The 21,410-nt window shown below is 69.7% G+C and carries 6 protein-coding genes; all 6 read right to left on the reverse strand.

Annotated elements, in window-relative coordinates; all coding sequences use genetic code 11:
- Positions 1-5: 5 nt before the first annotated feature.
- Positions 6-461 carry a winged helix-turn-helix domain-containing protein gene (locus tag ENC19_RS16320; RefSeq protein ID WP_208020923.1) on the reverse strand — a complete coding sequence of 152 codons (456 nt, stop codon included), beginning with the start codon at positions 459-461 and terminating at the stop codon, positions 6-8.
- Between the two features lie 653 nt (positions 462-1,114).
- Positions 1,115-3,505, reverse strand: coding sequence for an ATP-binding cassette domain-containing protein (locus ENC19_RS16325; RefSeq protein WP_164448038.1), 2,391 nt, complete (start codon positions 3,503-3,505; stop codon positions 1,115-1,117).
- Positions 3,506-3,717: 212 nt separating this feature from the next.
- On the reverse strand, positions 3,718-3,933 hold the full coding sequence (locus ENC19_RS16330) for an MbtH family protein (protein WP_164448039.1): 216 nt from the start codon (positions 3,931-3,933) through the stop codon (positions 3,718-3,720).
- A gap of 47 nt (positions 3,934-3,980) precedes the next feature.
- The gene (locus ENC19_RS16335) at positions 3,981-13,403 is read right to left on the reverse strand and encodes a non-ribosomal peptide synthetase (RefSeq protein WP_268968041.1); all 9,423 of its coding nucleotides are present in this window, start codon (positions 13,401-13,403) and stop codon (positions 3,981-3,983) included.
- 6 nt (positions 13,404-13,409) lie between these two features.
- Positions 13,410-17,933 carry a non-ribosomal peptide synthetase gene (locus ENC19_RS16340; protein ID WP_164448041.1) on the reverse strand — a complete coding sequence of 1,508 codons (4,524 nt, stop codon included), beginning with the start codon at positions 17,931-17,933 and terminating at the stop codon, positions 13,410-13,412.
- Complete coding sequence (locus tag ENC19_RS16345) at positions 17,870-21,193, reverse strand: non-ribosomal peptide synthetase (protein ID WP_164448042.1); 3,324 nt, start codon at positions 21,191-21,193, stop codon at positions 17,870-17,872. Before ENC19_RS16345 ends, ENC19_RS16340 begins: the two co-directional genes overlap by 64 nt.
- Positions 21,194-21,410 lie beyond the last annotated feature (217 nt).

Below are 21,410 nucleotides of genomic sequence, written 5' to 3' on the forward strand. Positions count from 1 at the left end.
CATCATCACATGCCGCTGGCGTTTCTGATGATGGCCTCGGCGGAGGCCGCATACGCCAACATGTAGCCCCGACCCCACACGGTCCGGATCGCCAGGTCGATCGGTAGGAGCCGGCGGCGCAGCCGCATGATGTGCAGGTCGAGCGAGTTTCTGTTCAGCGCGGGCGTCCGGATGGCGAGGCACTGCACGAACTCGATGCGGTACACGACTTCGCCGAAGCGTTCGATGAGCAGCCGCATCAGCTCCGCCTGGGTGTTGGAGATGACGATCGAGTGACGGCCGAAGGTCAACGTCCCGGTAGAGTCGATGGTCGGCAGCCGTCGGCTGTTGAAGCGTTGCTGTAGTGCCTTGACCCGTGCCTCCAGGTCGTTCCTGGACACCGGCGGCCGGACCCAGTCCTCGACCGGGTCATTGCTGATCGGCGGCTGCGCACCGCCCTCCACGACGAGCAGCCGCGGCACTCCCTCCTTCCGGCACCGGGTTCTCAGGTCCGCCTGAGCGGGCCAGCGGATGAAGACGACATCGGAGTTCCGACCGCCCACAAGCAAATCCCCCAAAACATCTCGCGAAAGGCCCTGCCCCCGTCACCATCGGCGACGGGTCGCGGTCAACGGATCTGTCAGAGCGTCATGGGCACGGATCCGTGACGGCATCGCCCCGGCTGTGTGTCCATGACGACTTCGACCCCGAACGCGACGGGCCGGCTCGGCTCGGCCGGTGCTCGCACCTGCGCAGCCGCAACGCCAGTCGCCTCCATCACCGCATCCCCCCGCAGGCGAGATATCCAATTACGAATCCCAATACTCAACGCGACCATGGGGTCACGCAACACGCATGCCACAAGGATGAAAGAACTTCGCCAGGGCCACGAAGAGCTGGGTTCGGTCAGGTACGGGGACAGCAGAAACACCTGTGCCGGGCTACCCGGATCGACCCGAACCGATCGCCGCGTCCTGGAGAACGGCCTGGTCAGGGCAGGGTGGAGCCTGAGGCGGCGGTCGGGTACCGCCATGGATGCCATCGCACGCGTGGGCCGAGGCCGACAGAGCGGGTGCTTGTACGAGCGGTGACCGGCCGCCACGGCAGGCGGCCGGAAACCGTGTCAGGCAGGCCGTCAGACCCCTACGTACGCCGCGAGGTGTTCGCCCGTGAGGGTGGCGCGGCTGGCTACGAGGTCGGCCGGGCAGCCTTCGAAGACGACACGACCGCCGTCGTGGCCGGCGGCCGGACCGAGGTCGATGATCCAGTCGGCGTGGGCCATGACCGCCTGGTGATGCTCGATGACCATGACCGACCGGCCAGCGTCCACGAGCCGGTCGAGCAGACCGAGTAACTGCTCCACGTCGGCGAGGTGCAGGCCGGTGGTCGGCTCGTCGAGCACGACGATGCCACCCTGGTCAGCCAGGTGCGCGGCGAGCTTGAGCCGCTGTCGCTCGCCTCCGGAGAGTGTGGGGAGTGGCTGGCCGAGGGAAAGGTAGCCAAGCCCCACGTCGGCGAGCCGTTCGAGGATGACGACGGCGGCGGGCGTACGTGCCTGACCCGCAGCGAAGAAGCGCCCGGCCTCGGCCACGGACATGGCCAGCACCTCGCTGATGTCGCGACCGCCGAGACGGTACTGGAGCACGAAGTCCTGGAACCGCCTGCCCTCGCAGTCGTCACAGGTGGTCGCCGCGCCCGCCATGATCGCCAGGTCGGTGTAGATGACGCCTGCACCCTTGCACGTGGCACAGGCCCCCTCGGAATTCGAGCTGAACAGCGCCGGCTTCACGCCGTTGGCTTTGGCGAACGCCTTGCGGATGGGATCGAGGAGGCCGGTGTAGGTGGCGGGGTTGCTTCGACGGGAGCCCTTGATCGACCCCTGGTCGATCGTGATCACGCCGTCGCGTCCCGATACCGACCCTTCGATCAGTGAGCTCTTGCCGGAGCCTGCCACGCCGGTCACGACGACGAGCACGCCGAGCGGGATGTCGACGTCGACGTCTCGCAGGTTGTGTTTGTTCGCGCCCCGGACCTCGAGCGAGCCCGACCGGGTACGCACCCTGTCCTTCAGCGACGCCTTGTCGTCAAGATGGCGGCCGGTCAGCGTGTCGGCGGAACGCAGTTCCTCGACGGTGCCCTCGAAGCAGACGGTGCCGCCTGCGGTGCCGGCGCCGGGACCGAGATCGACGACGTGGTCGGCGATGGCGATGGTCTCCGGCTTGTGCTCCACGACGAGCACCGTGTTGCCCTTGTCGCGGAGCCGCAGCAGGAGTTTGTTCATCCGTTGGATGTCGTGGGGGTGAAGCCCGATCGTCGGCTCGTCGAAGACGTAGGTGACGTCGGTGAGCGGTGACCCGAGGTGGCGGATCATCTTGACCCGCTGTGCCTCGCCGCCGGAGAGTGTGCCGGAGGCCCGGTCGAGGGAGAGGTAGCCCAGCCCGATACTCACGAACGAGTCGAGCGTGTGCAGGAGCGTGGCCAGCAGCGGCGCGACGGATGGCTCGGCCAGGTCGCGGACCCATTCGGCGAGGTCGTTGATCTGCATCGCGGAGGCGTCGGCGATGTTGATGCCCTTGATCCTGGATGACCGGGCCTGCTCGTTGAGCCGGGTACCGCCGCAGTCTGGGCACGCCGTGAACGTGACCGCACGCTCCACGAATGCGCGTACGTGCGGCTGAAGCGCCTCGATGTCCTTGGTGAGCAGCGTCTTCTGGACCCTTGCGACCAGCCCTTCGTAGTTCGTGTGGTAGTCGCCGATCTTCAGCCGGGTCGGTTCCCGGTAGAGGAAGTCGTTGAGCTCCTTCTCGGTGTACTTCTCGACGGGCTTGCCGGGGTCGAGCAGCCCGGACCCGGCGTAGAGCCGGTGGTTGTAGCCGCCGACCTGGTAGCCGGGCACCCGAATGGCACCCTCGTCGAGCGACTTCGTGGCGTCGTAGAGCTGGGTGAGGTCGACGTCGTTGACCGACCCCGTGCCTTCGCAGCGTGGGCACATGCCGCCGGCGACGTCGAAGACGCGTTGCTCCTCGACCGCCCGGCTCCCTCGGCCGACGGTGACCGCGTTCGCGACGCTGATCGAGGGAATGTTGAACGAGTACGACCGCGGGGAGCTCAGTCGTGGCTCGCCGAGCCGGCTGAACAGGATGCGCAGCATCGCGTTGGCGTCCGTCACGGTGCCCACGGTGGAACGCGGATTGTTGCCGATCCGCTCCTGGCTGACGATGATCGCCGTGGTGAGGCCATCGAGCACGTCGACGTCGGGGCGCGACAGCGTGGGCATGAACCCTTGCACGAACGCGCTGTAGGTCTCGTTGATCAGACGCTGTGACTCCGCGGCGATCGTATCGAACACCAGGGAACTCTTCCCCGAGCCGGAGACACCGGTGAACACGGTAAGCCGGCGCTTCGGGATCTCCAGTCGGATGTCCTTGAGGTTGTTCTCCCGTGCCCCGACCACGCGGATGACGTCATGAGTGTCCGGGACGAGCGAAAGGTCTTCTTGGCTCTGCCTGGGCGACGCAACAGTCATGGGGCCTCCAAAAAGTGTCTGGCGCGCGACGCGGAGCCGGCGGAGTGACCCGGGCCGATCACCCCCCGGCGATCTCCGGCTTGCCACATCCCAGTTCTATACCTAGACATCCTGTGAAGACTTCTGTGCGCACCTTCCGCCACCGGCATCGCGGAAGTTTAAAATCGTGGGCCCGCAGGCGGACGCGTCCGCCTGCGGGCCCACGACGTACGTCATGCTGCCGACATCGCCTCACGCAGGCTCTTGGGCCGCATGTCGGTCCAGTTCTCCTCCACGTATGCCACGCTCTCCGCTCGGCCGGCCGGCCCGAACACGATTCGCCAGCCGTCGGGCACGTCACCGAAGGTGGGCCACAGCGAGTGCTGCTCCTCGTCGTTGACCAGCACGTAGAACTCGCCGTCCTCGTCATCGAACGGGTTGACGCTCATCTTTCCTCCGTAGTTGTCACGTCCGCTCCAGGTCAGGGCGGAAGCGGTTATCGGGCCGAATCGATGATCTCGTTGACGATACGGCTGATCATGGCCGCGTTCTCGGGCCACATCATCTCGTTGTGGGCGCATTCGATGTCGAAGCGCCGCACGGTCCCGTCGGTGTATTCCCGCCATTGGACGTCCAGTTCCACCTCGAGTTGCCGTCGTTCCCGGGTGCCCTGGTCGATGAGGGCGGCAAAGAAGATCAGATCGCCACGGAACGGCGGCGACGTGAATTGCGTCATCAGGTCCGTGTGCTCGATGAACAGGGTGGTGGATGTCTGCACGAGCGACTCGAATTCCGCCATTCCCGCGAGATGACCCATGTAGTGCGCCAGGTACCTGCGCACCAACTTCTCGTCGGGAGTCTGGAAGTCGGCGAAGTAGCTCGCCGGACCCGAGTCGAGGACGGCCAGCAGATCCACCTCGCACTCCCGGCGCTGGAGTTCGGCGGCCACCGCCTGGGCGATCGGGCCGCCCAGCGACCAACCCAGCACGTTGTAGGGGCCTTCCGGCTGGACCCGCAGGATCTGGTCGACGTAGTCGTCCACCATGCTCTCGATCGAGGTCGCCCGCGGGTCTCCGACAAATCCACGGGCCTGTAGACCGTAGATGGGGCGCGAGCGGTCCAGGTGCTGGGCGAAGCCGAGATAGGCCCAGGAGAGTCCGCCACCCGGCGGCACCAACCAGATCGGTGCCCGGTCCCCGTCGGTCCGGATCGGTAGCACCACCGAGAAGGGGTCGTCGAACTCGACGTCCTCCCTGCCGGCCGCCAGGTGTTCCGCGACCTCGGCCACGGTCGGATGCTGGAAGATGGTTCTGACCGGAATGTCGAAGCCCAGCTCCGCGCGGATCCGCCAGATGAGCCGGATGACCTGGAGAGAACTACCGCCGCAGTCGAAGAAGTCGTCCTCGATGCCCACCCGGTCCACGCCGAGGACCTCGGCGAAGAGACCGGCCAGTTCCGCCTCCAGGGGCGTGCGCGGCGAGCCGTACTCCCGGTCGGCCTGCTCCACCTCCGGAAGTCTGCTGTGGTCGATCTTCCCGTTGGTGGTCAACGGCAGTCGTTCCATGACCACGATGTCGCCTGGCACCAGGTACTCCGGCAGCTCCGCCGCCAGTTCCTCGCGCAGCCACGAGGGCAGCCGAGACACCCGGCGCGCCGCCGCGGGCAGGTTGACCAACTGCCGTGGCCGGGGCCCCACCGGCCGGTACACACCGTCGCGGCAGTGCCCGCTGTCGACCGGGATGATCACCGCCTCGAACCAGCCGGGCGCCTCCGCCGACCACGTGCAGTGGACCGAGTAACCCCGCTGCTTTCCCCAGCTCGCCAACTCGTGCGGGTCCAGGGGCGTGCCGCCTACGTTGGTGGGCACGCCGCACTGGACCGCCTCGCTCACCAGCCTGGCGTTCGGGATCCGGGCCAACCGGAGGCGACCGCCGTGCCGGGCCAGTGCGGTCTCCAGCCCGGACAGGTCGGGCACCTCCGAGCCCCAGTTCGCCGTCCGCACGTCCGCGAGGCGCAGTGGTTGGCTCGGCTGCTTGTGCAGGATGACCTCGTAACGGTGCCGGGTGAGTTCGTTCTGGTCCGCGCCCGGCTTCAGCCGGATGTCGACGGCCACGACGTCGGGCCGGGTCCGTGCCCACTCGGTGAAGAAATCCGGATCGATGACCAGTTCCTTCTCGGCCAGGACGGCACGCTCGACCGCCGCCCGGACGGCCGACGCGCTGTCCTGCGGGTGTTGCGCGTGATGGACGGCCGTCAGGAACTCCCGCAGGGTGCCGTAGTTCCGGACGTCACCGACGAGGATCCGGCCACCCGGCGCGAGCCGGTCCAGGGCGACGTCCAGTACCCGGGAGAGATAGGCGGCGTCCGGAAAGTACTGCACGACGGAGTTCAGGATGACGGTGTCGAAGTACTTCACCGGCAGTCCGTCGGCGACGTCGGCGTGCTGGCACCGCAGCGACACCTTCTCCTTCAGGCACGGATCGGTGCCGACCTGCACCTCGAGGCGCTCGATGACCGGCAACGAGAAGTCGGTGCCCCAGTACGCCTCCGCTCTCGGCGCCAACGGCCCGAGCAGGAGGCCCGAACCGACCCCGATCTCCAGGATCCGGCGCGCCCGCAGGCCGCGGACCTCCTCGACGACGGAGTCGCGCCACCGGCGCATCTCGGACAGCGGGATGTTGTCGCGCGTGTAGGAACTCTTCCACCCGGTGAAGTCGTTGCCGATCTCGGTAGCGTCGACCTCGGTCTCGTCGTACATCGAGTCGTAGATGGCGCGCCACTTCTCGACATGTTCGGTCGAGTTTTCGTCCGCGCCCGCCGGCACCTCCGGAACCACGTAGGCCACCAGGCGCCGCTCGCCGAGTCGGTCCGTACGGGGGACCACCACCGCCTGTGCCACGCCGTCCCGTTTCCGCAGGGCCGCTCGGATCTCTCCCGGCTCAACCCGGAAACCGCGGATCTTCACCTGCTCGTCGACGCGGCCCAGGAACTCGAGTTGCCCGTCGTGGTTCCACCGGACCAGGTCACCGGTGCGGTACATCCGCTCACCCGGGCGTCCGAAGGGATCGGCGACGAACCGTTCGCTGGTCAGCTGGGGATGGTTCGCGTACCCACGAGCCACCCCGTCGCCACCGACGTAGAGTTCGCCAATGACGCCCTGCGGCACCTGCCGGAGCCGGTCGTCGAGGGCGTAGAGGCGGCTGCCCGCCATCGGCTCGCCGATCGGCAAGGGGTCCTTGCACCGCGCCGGTGCGGACATCCGGTACCGGGCCGCGAAGGTGGTGGTCTCGGTGGGACCGTACCCGTTCACGACGGTGAGCGTGCCGTCGTCGCGTACCAGCCGTCGCACGGCCGCCGGGGACAGTACGTCGCCGCCGGCCCACACCTCGCGTACCTGGACGAAGCTCTTTGGGTGATGCTGCGTGATCAGATCGAACAGGCCCGCCGGCAGCCACAGCGCCGTTACGCCCCGCTCGGCGATGACCGTCGCCAGTCGGGCCGCGTCCAGCTTTCCCGGCGGCGCGACCACGGCCGCTCCGCCGTGCAGCAGCGGCACCCACATCTCGTACGTCGATGCGTCGAAGGTCGGCGGGGCATGCACCAGCACTCGCTGGTGGTCAGCATCGGCCCAGCACGGGTCGAGCGCGAGACTGAGCACGTTGCGATGGCTCACCTCGACACCTTTCGGTGTCCCCGTGGAGCCGGAGGTGTACATCAGGTAGGCGAGGTGCTCCCCGCCGACGTCGGCGGTGTCCAGCGGGCGCGTCGGGTAGCCGGCCAGGTCCTCCTCGGCCAGCCGCTCGTCGATCACGAGAGCCGGATCGAGGTCGGCGAGCACGAGGTCGATCCGGGCCCGCGGCCAGGTGGGTTCCACCGGCACATAGCAGGCGCCCGCCTTGAGCGTGCCCAGCACCGCCGCGACCAGCAACGGGGACCGCTCCATGACCAACGCCACCCGGTGCTGCCGACCGACGCCGCGCGCGTGGAGATGGTGGGCGATGCGGTTGGCCCACCGGTCGAGTTCGCCGTACGTCCAGCTCTCCTCGCCGTCGGCGGCCACCAGGGCGACGGCCTCCGGCTGCTCGGCCACCACGGCGGCGAAGCGCTCGGGAATCGTCCCGACGACACGATCGGTGCCGCGGGCGCGACCGGTCCAGCGCTCAAGGGCGGCCAGGTCGTCCCGACTGAGGATCTCCACCGCGTCGATCGGGGCGTCCGGAGCGCCGACCCACTGCCGCAGCAGGCGCCGCCAGCGCTCCAGCAGCCCGGTGACCGTGTCCCGGTCGAACAGTTCCGTGGCGTACTCGACGACTCCGGCGATCCGGCTCGTCCCCTCGCCGGTGGTCTCCTCCATCAAATTCAAGAACAGGTCGAAACGGGAGACGCCCATGTCGACCGGCTCGTGGGACACCTTCAGTCCGGGCAGGTCGAAGGCCGGCTGCACGTTGTTCTGCAGGGCCAGGCACACCTGGAACAGCGGATGATGCGCGGTCGAGCGCACCGGGTTCAGCGCCTCGACCAAGTGCTCGAACGGGATGTCCTGGTGGTCGTAGGCGGCGAGGCTCACCTCCCGTACCCGGTCCACCAGCTCGATCAGGCTGGGGCTTCCGCTGGTGTCGACGCGCGCCACCCAGGTGTTGACGAAGAAGCCCACCAATCGGTTGAGCGCCTCGTCCGTCCGCCCGGCGATCGGCGACCCGATCGGAATGTCGTTACCGGCGCCGAGCTTGCTGAGCAGCCCCGCGAGACCCGCCTGGAGCACCATCGACACGGTGGTACCGGTACGCAGGGCCAACTTGCGGAGGTCCTCGGTCAGCGACTCGTCGAGTTCTACGGGCAGCACCTCGCCGGCGAACGACGCGACGGCGAGTCGGGCCCGGTCCGTCGGCAGTTGCAGCGATTCCGGCAGTCCGGCGAGTTGCCCCGTCCAGTAGTCCAACTGCCGCCGGTACAGACTGTGTGGGTCATCGCCGCCGAGAAGGTCACGCTGCCACAGCGTGTAGTCGGCGTACTGGACGGGCAGTGCGGCCCATTGCGGTCGCTGCCCGTCGCACCTGGCGGTGTACGCGGCGGTCAGATCCTCGGCCAGCGGCCCCAGCGACCAGCCGTCGGCCGCGATGTGGTGCAGCGGGAGCAGCAGCACCGCGTCGTGCTCGCCGACGCGGAACAGCGCGGCGCGTACCGGAATCTCCGCGGCCAGGTCGAAGGGCCGCCGTGCCTCCAGGCGCAGCGCCTCCTGAAGGGCGGACTCGGTGACCTCGTGCTCCTGCCACGGGATCGCCAACCCGTCCGGGTCGAGTACCCGCTGGTAGGGTGCCCCGTCCAGCTCGTCGAAGACGGTGCGCAGCGACTCGTGCCGGACCACGACATCGTGCACCGCCTGCCGCAACGCGGGCACGTCCAGTTTTCCGCGCAGACGCATGGAGAGCGGAATGATGTAGGTCGGCGATGGCCCTTCGAAGCGGTGGATGAACCACAGCCGTTGCTGTGCGAAGGAAACCGGGAGCCGGTCCGGCCGCCGCTGCGGCCGCAGCGGCGGCCGGACCGTCCGCTGGCCGGTCAAATGGGCCACCAGTTCGGCGACGGTCGGCGCCTCGAAGATCGTCCGGATCGGGATCTCGACACCGTGCGCGGCGCGGATCCGGCTCACCACCCGGGTCGCCAGAAGCGAGTGGCCGCCGATCGTGAAGAAGTTGTCGTCCACGCCGACGCGGTCGAGCCCGAGGACGCCGGCGAAGATCTCGCAGAGCGACTCCTCCTCCGAGGTACACGGCGGCCGGCCGCGACTGGCGGCGGCGTACTCCGGCACCGGCAGCGCCGCCCGGTCCAGCTTGCCGTTCGGCGTCAGCGGCACCCGGCCGATCGGCACGATCGCCGATGGCACCATGTACTCGGGCAGCGTCTTCGACAGGTACTCCCGCAGGACCGCCGGGAGTGCGGTGATGCCCGCTGCGGCGGCCGGGTCGTTGATCCAGGTGCCGGCGGCGGCCACCGGGAGGTAGGTACCCGACAGTGCCCGGTGCTCGGTCGTAGCGTCGGTGAACAGGACTGCTTCAAACTGGTCGACGGCGCTTCCGGACCAGGTCAGCGCGATCGACCAGCCCTGCCGGGCGGCCCAGGTCGCCACCTCGTGCGGGTCCACCGGCACCGACGTCGGCGGCTCGGACTCCTCCAGCCCCAGGTCGCGCGCCGCCGCCACCTCCTGCGCGACGCGCGCGTTGGGGATGCCGGCGATGCGCACCACCGGCCCGCCCAGCGTGCGGATGCGCTCGGCCAGGCCGTCCAGGTCGCCGTTCCACTCCAGGCGCGGGACGGCATCCACCGCGTAGGGCCGGCCCGCCTCCGTTGTGCCCGGCTTGTGCACCACGACCTCGTAGCGGTGGCGGGTCAACTCGTTCTGGAACGCGCCCTCCTTCAGGCGCACGTCGACGCCGGCCGCGCCCGCGCGCTCGGCCCAGCGGTGGAACCACTCCGGGTCGATGACCAGTTCCTTCTCCAGGAGCAGGCCCTGTTCGACCGCGCTGCGCAGTTGCGCCGGCGGGAGGTTGCCGTGCTTGGCCTGCTGCACGGCCACCTGAAAGGCGCGCAGCGAGCGGGCCCGGCGGATGTCGCCGAGCACGAGCCGGCCACCTGGCTCCAGCATCGCCCAGACGCCGTCGAGCACCTGCTCCAGGTAGCGCTCGTTCGGGAAGTACTGCACGACCGAGTTGAGCACTACGGTGTCGAAGATCCGTGGGATCCCGTCCAGGTCGTCCGCGCGTCGGCACAGCAGCCGTACCCGCTCGGCCCAGCCCGCCTCGGTCACCTGCCGGCCCAGCCGCTCGATGACCGGCTCCGAGAAGTCGGTCGCCCAGTACGCCTCCACGCTGCCCGCAACCCGCGCCAGCAGCAGGCCGGTTCCGGCACCCACTTCCAGCACGCGCCGCGGCGTGAAGCCAAGGATCCGGTCGACGGCGGCGTCCTGCCACTCCCGCATCTGGCCGACCGGGATGGGCTCGCCGGTGTAGCTCGACACCCAGAGGTTGAAGTCGTCGCCGAAATCCTGGTCGGTGACCTCCAGGTAGCCCTGGTCGTAGATCTCCTGCCATTCGCGGACCTGTTCGTCGGCGGCGACCACGCTCTCCACCGTGTCCAGATCGGGCAGGACGTAGCTGACCAGCCGCAGGTCACCGACGGAGTCCCGGCGGGTGATCGCGATACCCTGGCGCACCGCCGGGTGGCGGCCGAGGGCGTACTCGATCTCGCCCAGTTCGATGCGGAACCCCCGCACCTTCACCTGGCCGTCGGCGCGACCAAGGAAACAGATGTTGCCGTCCGGGAAGAAGCTGGCGCGGTCGCCCGTACGGTAGATGCGCTGACCGGGAACCCCGCCGAACGGGTCGGCGATGAACCGCTCGGCCGTCAGGTCGGGACGGTTCACGTACCCGAGAGCGATCACCGGCCCGCCGATGTAGAGGTCGCCCTCCACACCGACCGCGCACGGCTCCAGCTTCTCGTCGAGGACGTAGTAGCGCGCGTTGTCGATGGGCCGCCCGTAGGGGATGCTGCGCCACTGCGGGTCGATCGCGCCGACCGGGAAGAAGTTCGACCAGACCGTCGCCTCGGTCGCGCCGCCGAGGCTGATGATCTCGGCGCGCGGGAAGACCGCGCGGACCTGGTCGGGCAGGGACAGCGGGGTGTAGTCGCCGGAGAAAAAGACCAGGCGCAGATCCTGCACCCCTGGGCTGCCGGCGGCCTGTGGCAGCAGCGGGACCAGTTGGTTCAGCGTGCCGGGCACCGAATTCCAGAAGGTGATCGGCTCCGACAGCAGGACGTCGAGCAGCATCTCCGGATCGCGCTGCTGGGTGGCGTCCGCGATGTAGAACCCGCCGCCTGCCCCGAGCAGGCCGAAGATGTCGAACACGGAAAGGTCGAAGTCCAGCGAGGTGACGCAGAGACTCACGTCGTCGGGGCCGAAGTCGAAGGTCCGGTAGCACCAGTTCAACAGGTTGTGCACCGGCCGGTGGGCCACCGTGACACCCTTGGGCTTCCCGGTGCTTCCCGAGGTGAAGATGATGTACGCCGTGTTGTCGGCACTCGCCACCGGCTCGGGGTTGATCTCGCCGTCGAGCGACAGGGCCAGGCCGGCCCGGCCGACGTCGAGGAGTTCCACGCCATCCGGTGGCGTCCACCTGTTGGTGTCCTCGGTGGTCAGCACCAGCGTCGCGGACGCGTCGGCCAGCATGCCGGCGACCCGGTCGGAGGGCAGGGTCGAGCCGATGGGCAGGTACGCTCCCCCGGCCTTGAGCACCCCGAGGACGGCGGCGACCATGAGCGGGCCGCGCCGCACGGCCACGCCCACCACGGTCTCCGGCCGCACGCCGCGGCGCTTGAGGGTCCAGGCGATCCGGTTGGCCTGCCGGTTCAGCTCGCGGTAGGTCATGGTGCCGCCCGACCAGCGCACAGCGATCGCGTCGGGACGCGCGGCGGCCTGCCGCTCGAACGGCAGGTGGATCGGTCCCGGGCAGGGAAAGCTGCGGTCGGTGTCGTTCCAGCGGTAAAGGATCTTCTCGCGTTCGCCGGCGTCGACCGTCCGCTCGCCGCGCGTCGCCGGCATCGCGGGTACGTCGAGGACACCGACGCCGAGGTCCGGGCTCTCCACCACCTGCTCCAGCACGCGCAGGTACCGTCCCGCGATCGCCTCGACGGTGGCGGGATCGAACAGGTCGGTGGCGTATTCCAGGTCGACGGTCACCGACCTGCGCGAATGGTTCGGCATCAGGTTGACGAACAGGTCGAACTTTGCCGTGCCGGTGGCGACCGGCTCCATCGAGGCCGTGACGCCGGGCAGGTCGAGTTCCTGGCGGACGCTGTTCTGCCAGGCGAGGGTGACCTGGAACAGGGGGTGATGCGCGACTGAGCGCCCGGGTCGCAGCAGCTCCACCAGCCGCTCGAACGGCAGGTCCTGGTGGTCGTACGCGGCGATGGCCTTCTGCCGGACCTGTTCCAGGACCTGCGCGAACGAGTCGCCGGTGCTCACCCCCACCCGCAGCACCCAGGTGTTGACGAAGAAGCCCACGAGGTTCTCGAGGGCCTGGTCGGTGCGGCCCGCGATCGGCGAGCCGAGCGTGATGTCGCGGTCGCCGCCGAGGCGGTGCAGCAGGACCACCAGCGCGGTCTGAAAGACCATGGGCACCGTCACGTTGTACGACTGGGCGAGGCGCTCGACCTTCTCGAACAGCGCCGCGGAGATCTCGAATCCGTGGTTGTCGCCGCGATAGCTGGCCCGGGCGGGGCGCGGCCGGTCGACGGGCAGCGCGACCGGCCGGGAGACGCCGTCCAGTTCCTTCCGCCAGTAGCGCAGCTGGGTCGAGAAGACGCTGTCCGGGTCGGACTCGTCGCCCAGCAGCTCACGCTGCCAGAGCGCGTAGTCGGAGTACTGCACCGGCAGCTCGTCCCAGGTGGGCGTCACCCCGGCCAGCCGGGCGCGGTAGGCGGCCGAGAGGTCCCGGGTGAAGGGGCCGAGCGAGCCGCCGTCGCCGGCGATGTGGTGGATCACCACCGCGAGCAGGGCCACGTCCGGCTCGGGACGCAGCAGGTACGCCCGGATCGGCAGGTCCACCGACAAATCGAAGCCCTCGCGGACCGACGCGGCGACGATGCTGTCCACCTGCTGGGGGGACACCCATCCCCAGTCGGTCCAGGGCAGGCTCAGCTCGGCCGGCTCGATGATCCGTTGCAGCGGCTGCCCGTCGAGCTCGTCGTAGACGGTACGCAGAATCTCGTGCCGGGACAGGACGTCCATGAACGCAGCCCGCAGCCCGTCTCGGTCGATCTGTCCGCGCATCCGGATCAGGATCGGGATGTTGTAGGTCGCGGTCTGGCCCTCGAACCGATTGATGAACCACATTCGTTGTTGCGCATACGAGACGGGCGCCATTCTCTGTTACCTTTCGGTCATCCTGCGCAGAGGCTTCCGGACGGAGGTCGACAGACCGCTCCACCGCCGGGCGAGTTCGGCGACTGTCGGTGCGGCGAAGATGGTGCGGATCGGGACCTCGACCCCCAGGTCGGACCGCAGCCGAGCGGCAAGCCGGGTGGCCAGCAGCGAGTGCCCGCCGAGCGCGAAGAAGTCGTCGTCGACGCCGACCCGCTCCGCGCCGAGGACTTCGGCGAAGATCCCGCAGAGGGCTACCTCCCGGGCGGATTCCGGCGCCCGGTACTTCGCGCTGCTCGCCTCGGGTCGGGGCAGTCGCGAACGGTCCAGCTTTCCGTTCGCCGTCAACGGAATGGCGGGCAGGGTGACCACCGCCGACGGGACCATGTAGTCGGGCAGCTGCTCCCGCACGAACTGCTGCAACTCCCGGGTCGGCGGGGTCTCGGCATCCTCGGCGACGACCACGTACCCGACGAGCCGCTTGTCGTCGGGCTGGTCCTCCCGGACCATCACGACGGCCTCGCGGACCGCGGGATGCCGGGTCAGGGCGTGTTCGACGTCGCCCGGCTCGATCCGGAATCCCCGGAGTTTGATCTGGAAGTCGGCCCGGCCGAGGAACTCGATCTTCCCGCTCTCCGACCAGCGAGCCAGGTCCCCGGTGCGGTACATCCGGGCACCCTGAGGGCCGAACGGGTTGGCCACGAAGCGGCAGGCGGTCAGCCCCGGTTGCCGGTGATAGCCGCGGGCCAGGCCGTCCCCTGCGATCCACAGGTCTCCACCGACCCCGGGTGGGACGGGCCGCAGTGCCGAGTCCAGGATCAGGACCTGGGTGTTGGCGATGGGCGTACCGATCGACGGCGGCTTGCAGGTCGCGACGTCCGCAAGGGTCGACCAGACGGTCGTCTCGGTCGGCCCGTACAGGTTGATCACCTGTGCGGCGTGCGCGCAGAGGCCCTCGGCGAGCGGCCGGGGCAGTGCCTCGCCGCCGGTCAGGACGCGTACGCCGGACAGGCGACGCACGTCGTGCGTCGCGAGCATCTGCCACAGCGCCGGGGTCGCCTGCATGACGGTGACGCCGGTCTGCTCGACGAGGTCCAGCATGGCCGGTGGATTCGCGACGTGCTCCCGGTTGGCGAGCACCACGCGCGCCCCGGTCGTGAGCGGCAGAAACAGCTCGAGCGCCGCGATATCGAAGGCGATCGTGGTGACGGCGGCGAAGCGGTCCTGCGCCGACAGGCGCAGCGTTCGCTGCATGCTGGCCAGAAAGTTGGTCAGGGCGTCGTGGCCGATGACCACGCCCTTCGGCTTGCCGGTCGAGCCGGAGGTGTAGATGGTGTAGGCGGCCTGGCCGGGCGCGACGGCGATCGCGGGGGCCTGTGCCGGGTAGCGCGACAGGTCGGTCCGGTCCAGCAGGTTCTCGTCCAGCACCAGCGTGGCCGCACAGTCGTCGATCACGGACCGCACCCGCGCGGCGGGATAGTCGGGATCCACGGGTACGTAGCACCCGCCGGCGTGCCAGACCGCCAGCAGCGCGGCCACCAGGTCCGCCGAGCGGGGCAGCAGGACCACGACCCGGTTCTCGGCGCCGATTCCCTGCGCGATCAGCCAGTGCGCCATCCGGTTGGCCCGCTCGCTCAACTCGGCGTAGGTGAGGTGCTGCTCCCCCACCACGACAGCCACCGCGTCCGGTGTCGCTGCCGCCTGCCGGGCGAACTGCTCGGGCACGAACTCGGGCGGCACCTCCAGCGCGGTGGCGTTCCAGTCGTGCACCACCAGCTGCCGCTCGGCCTCGGAGAGCACGTCGATGGCGGCGATGCGAGTCCGCGGGTCGGCCGCGAACTGCCGCAACACCCGGGCGAAACGGTCCGCGATCGCCTGCACGGTGCTCGGTGCAAGCGCGTCGGGGTGGTACTGGAGGGTCAGGCTCAACAGCGGATCCGCCGCCGCGAGCACGGTCAGCGGGTAGTGCGTCGGCGCGAACGGCCGGATGCCGGTGACGGTCAGTTCCGCCGACGCGCTGGCCTTCGACAACGCCGCCCGGTCCACCGGGAACGACTCGAAGATGACGATGGTGTCGAAAAGGGTGCTGAGTCCGGTCGCCCGCTGGATGTCGCCGAGCCCGACGTGGTAGTGATCCAACGTCCTGGCCTGGGCATCCTGTACCGCCTGGAGCATGCCTTCGAGGCTGTCGGCGGGCGCGCACCGTACCCGCACCGGCACGGTGTTGGTGAACATCCCGACGACCGTGTGCGCGCCCGGCAGTTCGGGCGGGCGTACGGTGACGGAGCTGCCGAAGAGGACGTCGGCGTTTCCGGTGAGCTGGGCGAGCACGACCGCCCAGGCGCCCTGCACGAGGACGTTCGGTGTGATGCCGCAATCCGCGGCCCGACGCACTGCGGATGCCGCCTCCTGGCGGGTGAGCAGGACGTCGACCTGGCCGATCTCGGTGCTCGTCCCAGCCTGCTCGGCGGGGGCGAACCCCGATGCCAGGAGCGTGGGCTGCGTCGCGTCGGCCAGTTCCTCGGTCCAGGCCGCGAGCGCCTCGTCCGCGTTCTGCCGCGCGTGCCAGCGCAGGAACTCGCGATAGCCGTGCTCGACCAGTTCCAGCGCGTCGGCCCCGCCGGCGTACAGGTGCATCAGCTGTTGTTCGATGAGCGGCAGCGACCAGCCGTCGAACAGCACGTGATGTGCGGTCAGCGCGAGTTCGGCCTGGGTCGGGGTGAGGGTGATGAGGCTGAACCGCAGCAGCGGTGCGCTGTCGTGGCGGAACTGGGCCTCCCGTTCCTCGGCCAGGATCCGGGCCAGTCGCTCCTCGGCCTGCGGTTGACCGGTGAGGTCGACGTGCGCGAAGGGCACCTCGACGCCGTCCACGACCACCTGCACCGGCTCGCCGGTGGACTTGGTCAGGAAGGCCACCCGCAGGTTGGGGTGCCGGTTCAGCAGGGTCTGTGCCGCGCCACGAAGACGCGCCGGATCCACCGGTCCCTTGATCCGGAAGACGAACTGGGTCTGGTACGACGCGGCGGCGCTGTCGCCCAGCAGGCTGTGGTAGAGCAGCCCGTGCTGGAGCGGAGTCAGCGGCCACACGTCGTCGACCCGCCCGAAACGGCTCTGCCAGTCGTCCAGGTCCTGCTGCCGCACCCGCACCAACGGCACGTCGGATGGGGTCAGGCCGCTCGCGCCCGTGGCCGCCTGTGCTCGGATGCCACGCAGCGCGGCCTGCCAGTCGTCGGCGAGGCGCCGGACCTCGTCGGTGGCGAGCACCCCGGTGGCGAACGTGAACAGCGCCTGTAGCTGTTCGCCGTGGTCGGTGTCGACGACCAGGGAGTTCAGTTCGAGTGCGGAGATCAGCGGCATGTCCGGATCCGGTGCCGCCACGAGTCCGGCGGATTCCGGCGCGGACGTCCACGCCATCTCCCGGCCCGCCCGGGAACGGTCGAAGGAGAACCGACCGAGGTAGTTGAAGCCGACCTCGTCGGCGGGGTGGTCGCGGAGCATAGCCCCGGTCGCCTGGTTGAGGTACCGCAGCAGCGAGTAGCCGATGCCCCGATCGGGCAGGACGCGCCGGCTTTCCTTGACCCGCCGGAGTGCCTCCGCGGCGGCCGGGCCACCGTTGATCGCGTCGGTGAGGTCGAGGCCGGACAGGTCGAACCGGACCGGGTGGACCGTGGTGAACCAGCCCACCGTACGGGTCAGGTCGGTGCCGGGAACGAGTTCCTCCTGACGTCCGTGCCCTTCCAGCCGGACGACTCCGGCCCTGTTGTGCCGACGGCTGGCCAACGCGAGCGCAAGGGCGGTGAGCAGCACATCGTCGACACCGCACCGGAAGGTGGCCGGCACCGAGGTGAGCAGGGCCCTGCTGAGTTCGGCGGGAACCTCGACCCGCAGCGTCTGCGCCGTCCTGGTCAGGTCGACCGCCGGATCGAGGGGTCGGGCACCCAGCGGATCGCCGGAGGGTGCGAGGATGCCGCGCCAGAGTTCCAGCTCGGCCACGCGCTCGGGCCGTACCGCTTCGGCCGCGAGTTCGTCCAGCCAGGACCGGAGCGAGGTGCCCACCGGGGCCAGTGCCGGCGTACGCCCGGATCGGATCTGTGCCGCGGCCTCGGCGAGGTCCGGGACGAGCACCCGCCACGACATTCCGTCCACGACCAGGTGGTGGGCGGCGATGAGCAGTCTCCCGGGTGCACCGCCCGGCGGCGCGAACCAGACCATGCGGATCACCTGCCCAGCCGAGGCGCTGAGCTGACCGACCGCCTTCGCGGCCTCGTCCGCCAGTAACGCCGGCCACGAGGGCCCGCTCCAGTCACCGGAACAGGGCACCCGCCGGATGAGCTTGTCGACGTCCACCGATCCCGGCGGCTGGATCAGCAGCTGACCGTCGGCCAGCCGGGAGCGCAGCACCTCGTGCCGGTCCAGGACCGCTCGGACCGCTCCGGTGAGCAGGTCGGGGCTCATCTCCGCCGGCAGCGTCAGCACCAGCCACTGGGCCAGCCGGTCCAGGCCCGGTCCACGTTCGGCGAAGAGCCGCGCCATCGGCGGAAGTGGATCGGGCCGGCGTCGCCGCGTCCGCCGTCGCCCTCGGCCGCAGCGGCGACCGCTGGTTCGTCGGCCGGCGCCGCCACGGCCGCCAGGGCGGCGACGGTGCGGCATTCGAAGACGGTACGCGCGGTGAGCGCGAGGCCGCCGGCACGGGCGAGGGCCACCACCCGCATCGCCGAGATGCTGTCGCCGCCCAGGGCGAAGAAGTCGTCGTCCAGACCGATGCGGCCGGCGCCCAGCACCTCGGCGAAGGCGTCCGCGAGGAGGCGTTCCTCGGCGGTCCGGGCCACCCGGTGGGCTCGTCGGGTGGCCTGGGGTTCGGGCAGCGCGGCGTGGTCCCGCTTGCCGTCGGCCGTGAGCGGCAGCCGGTCCAGTACGACGATGGTGGCGGGTACGAGGTGTTCGGGCAGCCGGGCAGCGACGAACCGCCGCAGCTCGACCACGTCCAGCCCGGCGCTGAAGTCCACGTCCAGACCGGCCGCACCCATCCGCCCGCCGGTCACGGGTACCACGTAGGCGATCAGCTGGGCGGCGCGGTCGGGGCCGTCGGGCCGCGCGATCACGGCGGCCTGGTCCACTCCCGGATGGGCGATCAGAACTGCTTCGATCTCGAAGAACGCGGCCCAGAAGCCGCGTATCCGCACCCGCTGGTCGGCGCTGCCGGCGTGCTCGAGTTCCCCGTCGTCGGTCCAGCGCGCCAGGTCACCGGTGCGGTACATGCGGGTGCCGGCGGGGCCGAACGGGCACGCGACGAAGTGGTCCGCGGTCGCGGCCGGGCGGTGCAGGTAGCCGCGGGCCAGACCCACGCCGGTGACGTACACCTCGCCGACCACTCCCGGCGGCGTCAGCTGGAGTTGGCTGTCCAGCACGTAGACGCCGGCGTTCGAGATCGGTCGTCCGAGCGGTACCGTGGGCGAGCCGGGTCGGTAGTCGGACGACGTGACGACCGGCATCGCCTCGATGGGCCCGTAGAGACTGTGCACCGGGACGTCGCAGCTCTCGTGGAACCGGGCCGCCAGGTCGGCCGGGAGCACTTCCCCGCTGCACATGACGTGCCGCAGACCCTTGCCGGCGGTGACAACGGCTTCGTCGCGGACCAGCTCGGCGAGCACGGACGGGACGACGTGCACGGTGGTGACACCCGTCCGCCGGATCATCGCCGCGAGCGCGGTCGCGTCCCCGTGGACGTCCTGGGTCGACATGACGACGGTGGCACCGGCGATCAGCGGCCAGAAGATCTCCCACCCGGAGGCATTGAGGGATGCCGGGGCCTTGTGCAGCACCCGGTCGGTGTCGTTCAACCGGTATCGCTGCTGCATCCAGAGCAGCTCGTTGACGAGAGCGGCGTGCGTCACCACGACGCCGGCCGTCGGACCGAATGGCCCCGACCGGTACCGCAGGTACGCGGCGTGCTCGCCGGTACCGCCAGCCTGCGACGTGGCCGCCGGTGACGCTGCGGTCGTCCGCTCGATGACGCTGGCCTCCCAGCGTGGCTGCGCTCCGTGCAGGGGCGTGATGGCCAGTCCGTCGGTCCCGGCGACCGTGAGCAGCAGCGTCGGCCGGGCGTCGCCGAGCATGAACTCCACGCGCTCCGCCGGAGAGTCCGGATCTATGGGCAGGTAGGCGGCGCCGGCCTTGAGGACCGCGCACAACGCGACCGCCAGTCCGATCGACCGGGGCACGGCGACCGCCACGAGACGTTCCGGTCCCGCGCCGCACTCGGCGAGTCTGCGGGCCAGGGCGTCGGACCTCGCGGCCAGCTCCCGGTAGGTCAGTACGGCGTTCTCGTGCACGACGGCGGCCGCATCCGGTGTGGCCAGCGCCTGCATGTCGAGCAGCACGGGCACCGTCACGCCGGCCAGCTCGACTACCGGACCGGCACAGCGGTCGAGGAGCGCGACTCTTTCCTGCTCCCCGATGGCGCTGATGTCACGGACCCGCGCCCGTGGGTCGGTCAGGGCCGCCCGGACGAAGGTCACGAACCTCTCGGCCAGCCCGGCGATGTCCTCGTGGGTGTACAGCCGTCCGGGCGCGTCGAAGCGGATGTACAGGTCGCTGTCCGGGCCACCGTCCACGTAGGTGGAGATACGGACCTCGTCGGGTAGCCCGAACGTGCCGCCCGCGAACCGTCCGACGGCGCCGGCGAGGTCGAGTTCCCGGAGGAAGGGAATGACGTTGACGACGGGGCCGAACGGGCTGCGTACGTCGCCCGCGTGACCGGCCGCGCGCTTGATCAGGGAGACGTTGTACTCGGCGTACCGCAGCACCCGCAGACGCTCGAGACGCACCGACTTCGCCAGGTCGACGAAGTCGCCTGCCGCCGGCACCTCGATCGCCAGCGGCAGGGCGTTCGAGTACAGGCCGCAGGCCTGTTTGATCTCGCCCCTGCGGTAGTTGACGGTGAAGGAGAGCATCGGTTTGGGCGTGTTGCAGAGGCGGTGGAGGAAGGCGGTGGCCGCCGAGGTGAGCAGGTCCGGGACGCTCGTTTCGGTCGAATCGGCAGCCGCCCGCCATCGGGCGACCTCGCTCGCCGCCACGCTGGCGGTGTAGCTGGCGACGCCCAGCGGTGCGGTCAGACCGTCCCAGAACCCGACGCTCGCCGTACGGGTCGCGCCCGCCCGCATCCCGGTCGGCAGGCGGGCAGCCGTGCCGCCAGCCGTGACGTAATCACGCCAGAACCGCGCCGCGTCCGTGAACCTTTCGGACGACCGGTACGTCGCCTCCCGTTCGCCGGCGATCTCGGCGGGCGTGTCCGGCCGGTCCGGCACAGGGGAATCGGCGCGCAGGGCGCGGTAGATCTCCGCGACGCGCTGGGAGAGCAGGGTGAACACGCCGAACGCGTCGGTCAGGATGTGATGCATGATCAGGCACAGCAGATGATGCCCGTCGCCCAGCCGGACCGTTCCGATCCGGAACAGCGCATCCGCACCGAGGTCGAACGGGCGGCGAATCTGTTCGGTGAGAAAATCCCTGGCCGCGGCCGCAGGGTCGGCGGCGTCGCTCGCGTCAATGCGGAAGGGCTCCCACGCGTCCGGCTTCCGGGGGACGATCCGCAGCTCATCGCTCTCCCGCCGGAAGTTCACCAGGAGTGCGCTCGTCTCGCCCAGGGCGGTCCGCAACGCGTCCTCGAGATCAGGCAGGTGCAGCTCGCCCCGCACATCCCAAATGGTCGTGGTGCTGTTCGGCACCTCAGGTGCAAGATTCTGTTCCAGCCACATTGCCTCCTGCGCCGACGAAACACCGCCGTAACCCATCCAGACTCCCGAATAAGTAACTCTCGATCGTCACTGACTCGCGGCGGAGCGCAGTTGGGTCCTCCCGTACGCAGCTCCCCAGCCACGGCCGGCGGAAGCCGCCGTCGTTCGTGAGCCCCACACTATGAACGGGTTGTTGAATCCTCAAACGGCCTGAAAGATGTCGGCCAGAACCAACCCGGGGGCCAGCAACCGTTGCACCACCAGCTATGTCTGA

It is taken from the genome of Verrucosispora sioxanthis (assembly GCF_010560025.1).
GTDB lineage: Bacteria > Actinomycetota > Actinomycetes > Mycobacteriales > Micromonosporaceae > Micromonospora > Micromonospora palythoicola.

Coding starts and splice junctions, on each gene's coding strand:
- ENC19_RS16325 (WP_164448038.1), bottom strand. CDS start 3,505: ATGACTGTTGCGTCGCCCAGGCAGAGCCAAGAAGACCTTTCGCTCGTC.
- ENC19_RS16330 (WP_164448039.1), bottom strand. CDS start 3,933: ATGAGCGTCAACCCGTTCGATGACGAGGACGGCGAGTTCTACGTGCTG.
- ENC19_RS16335 (WP_268968041.1), bottom strand. CDS start 13,403: ATGGCGCCCGTCTCGTATGCGCAACAACGAATGTGGTTCATCAATCGG.
- ENC19_RS16340 (WP_164448041.1), bottom strand. CDS start 17,933: ATGGCGCGGCTCTTCGCCGAACGTGGACCGGGCCTGGACCGGCTGGCC.
- ENC19_RS16345 (WP_164448042.1), bottom strand. CDS start 21,193: ATGGGTTACGGCGGTGTTTCGTCGGCGCAGGAGGCAATGTGGCTGGAA.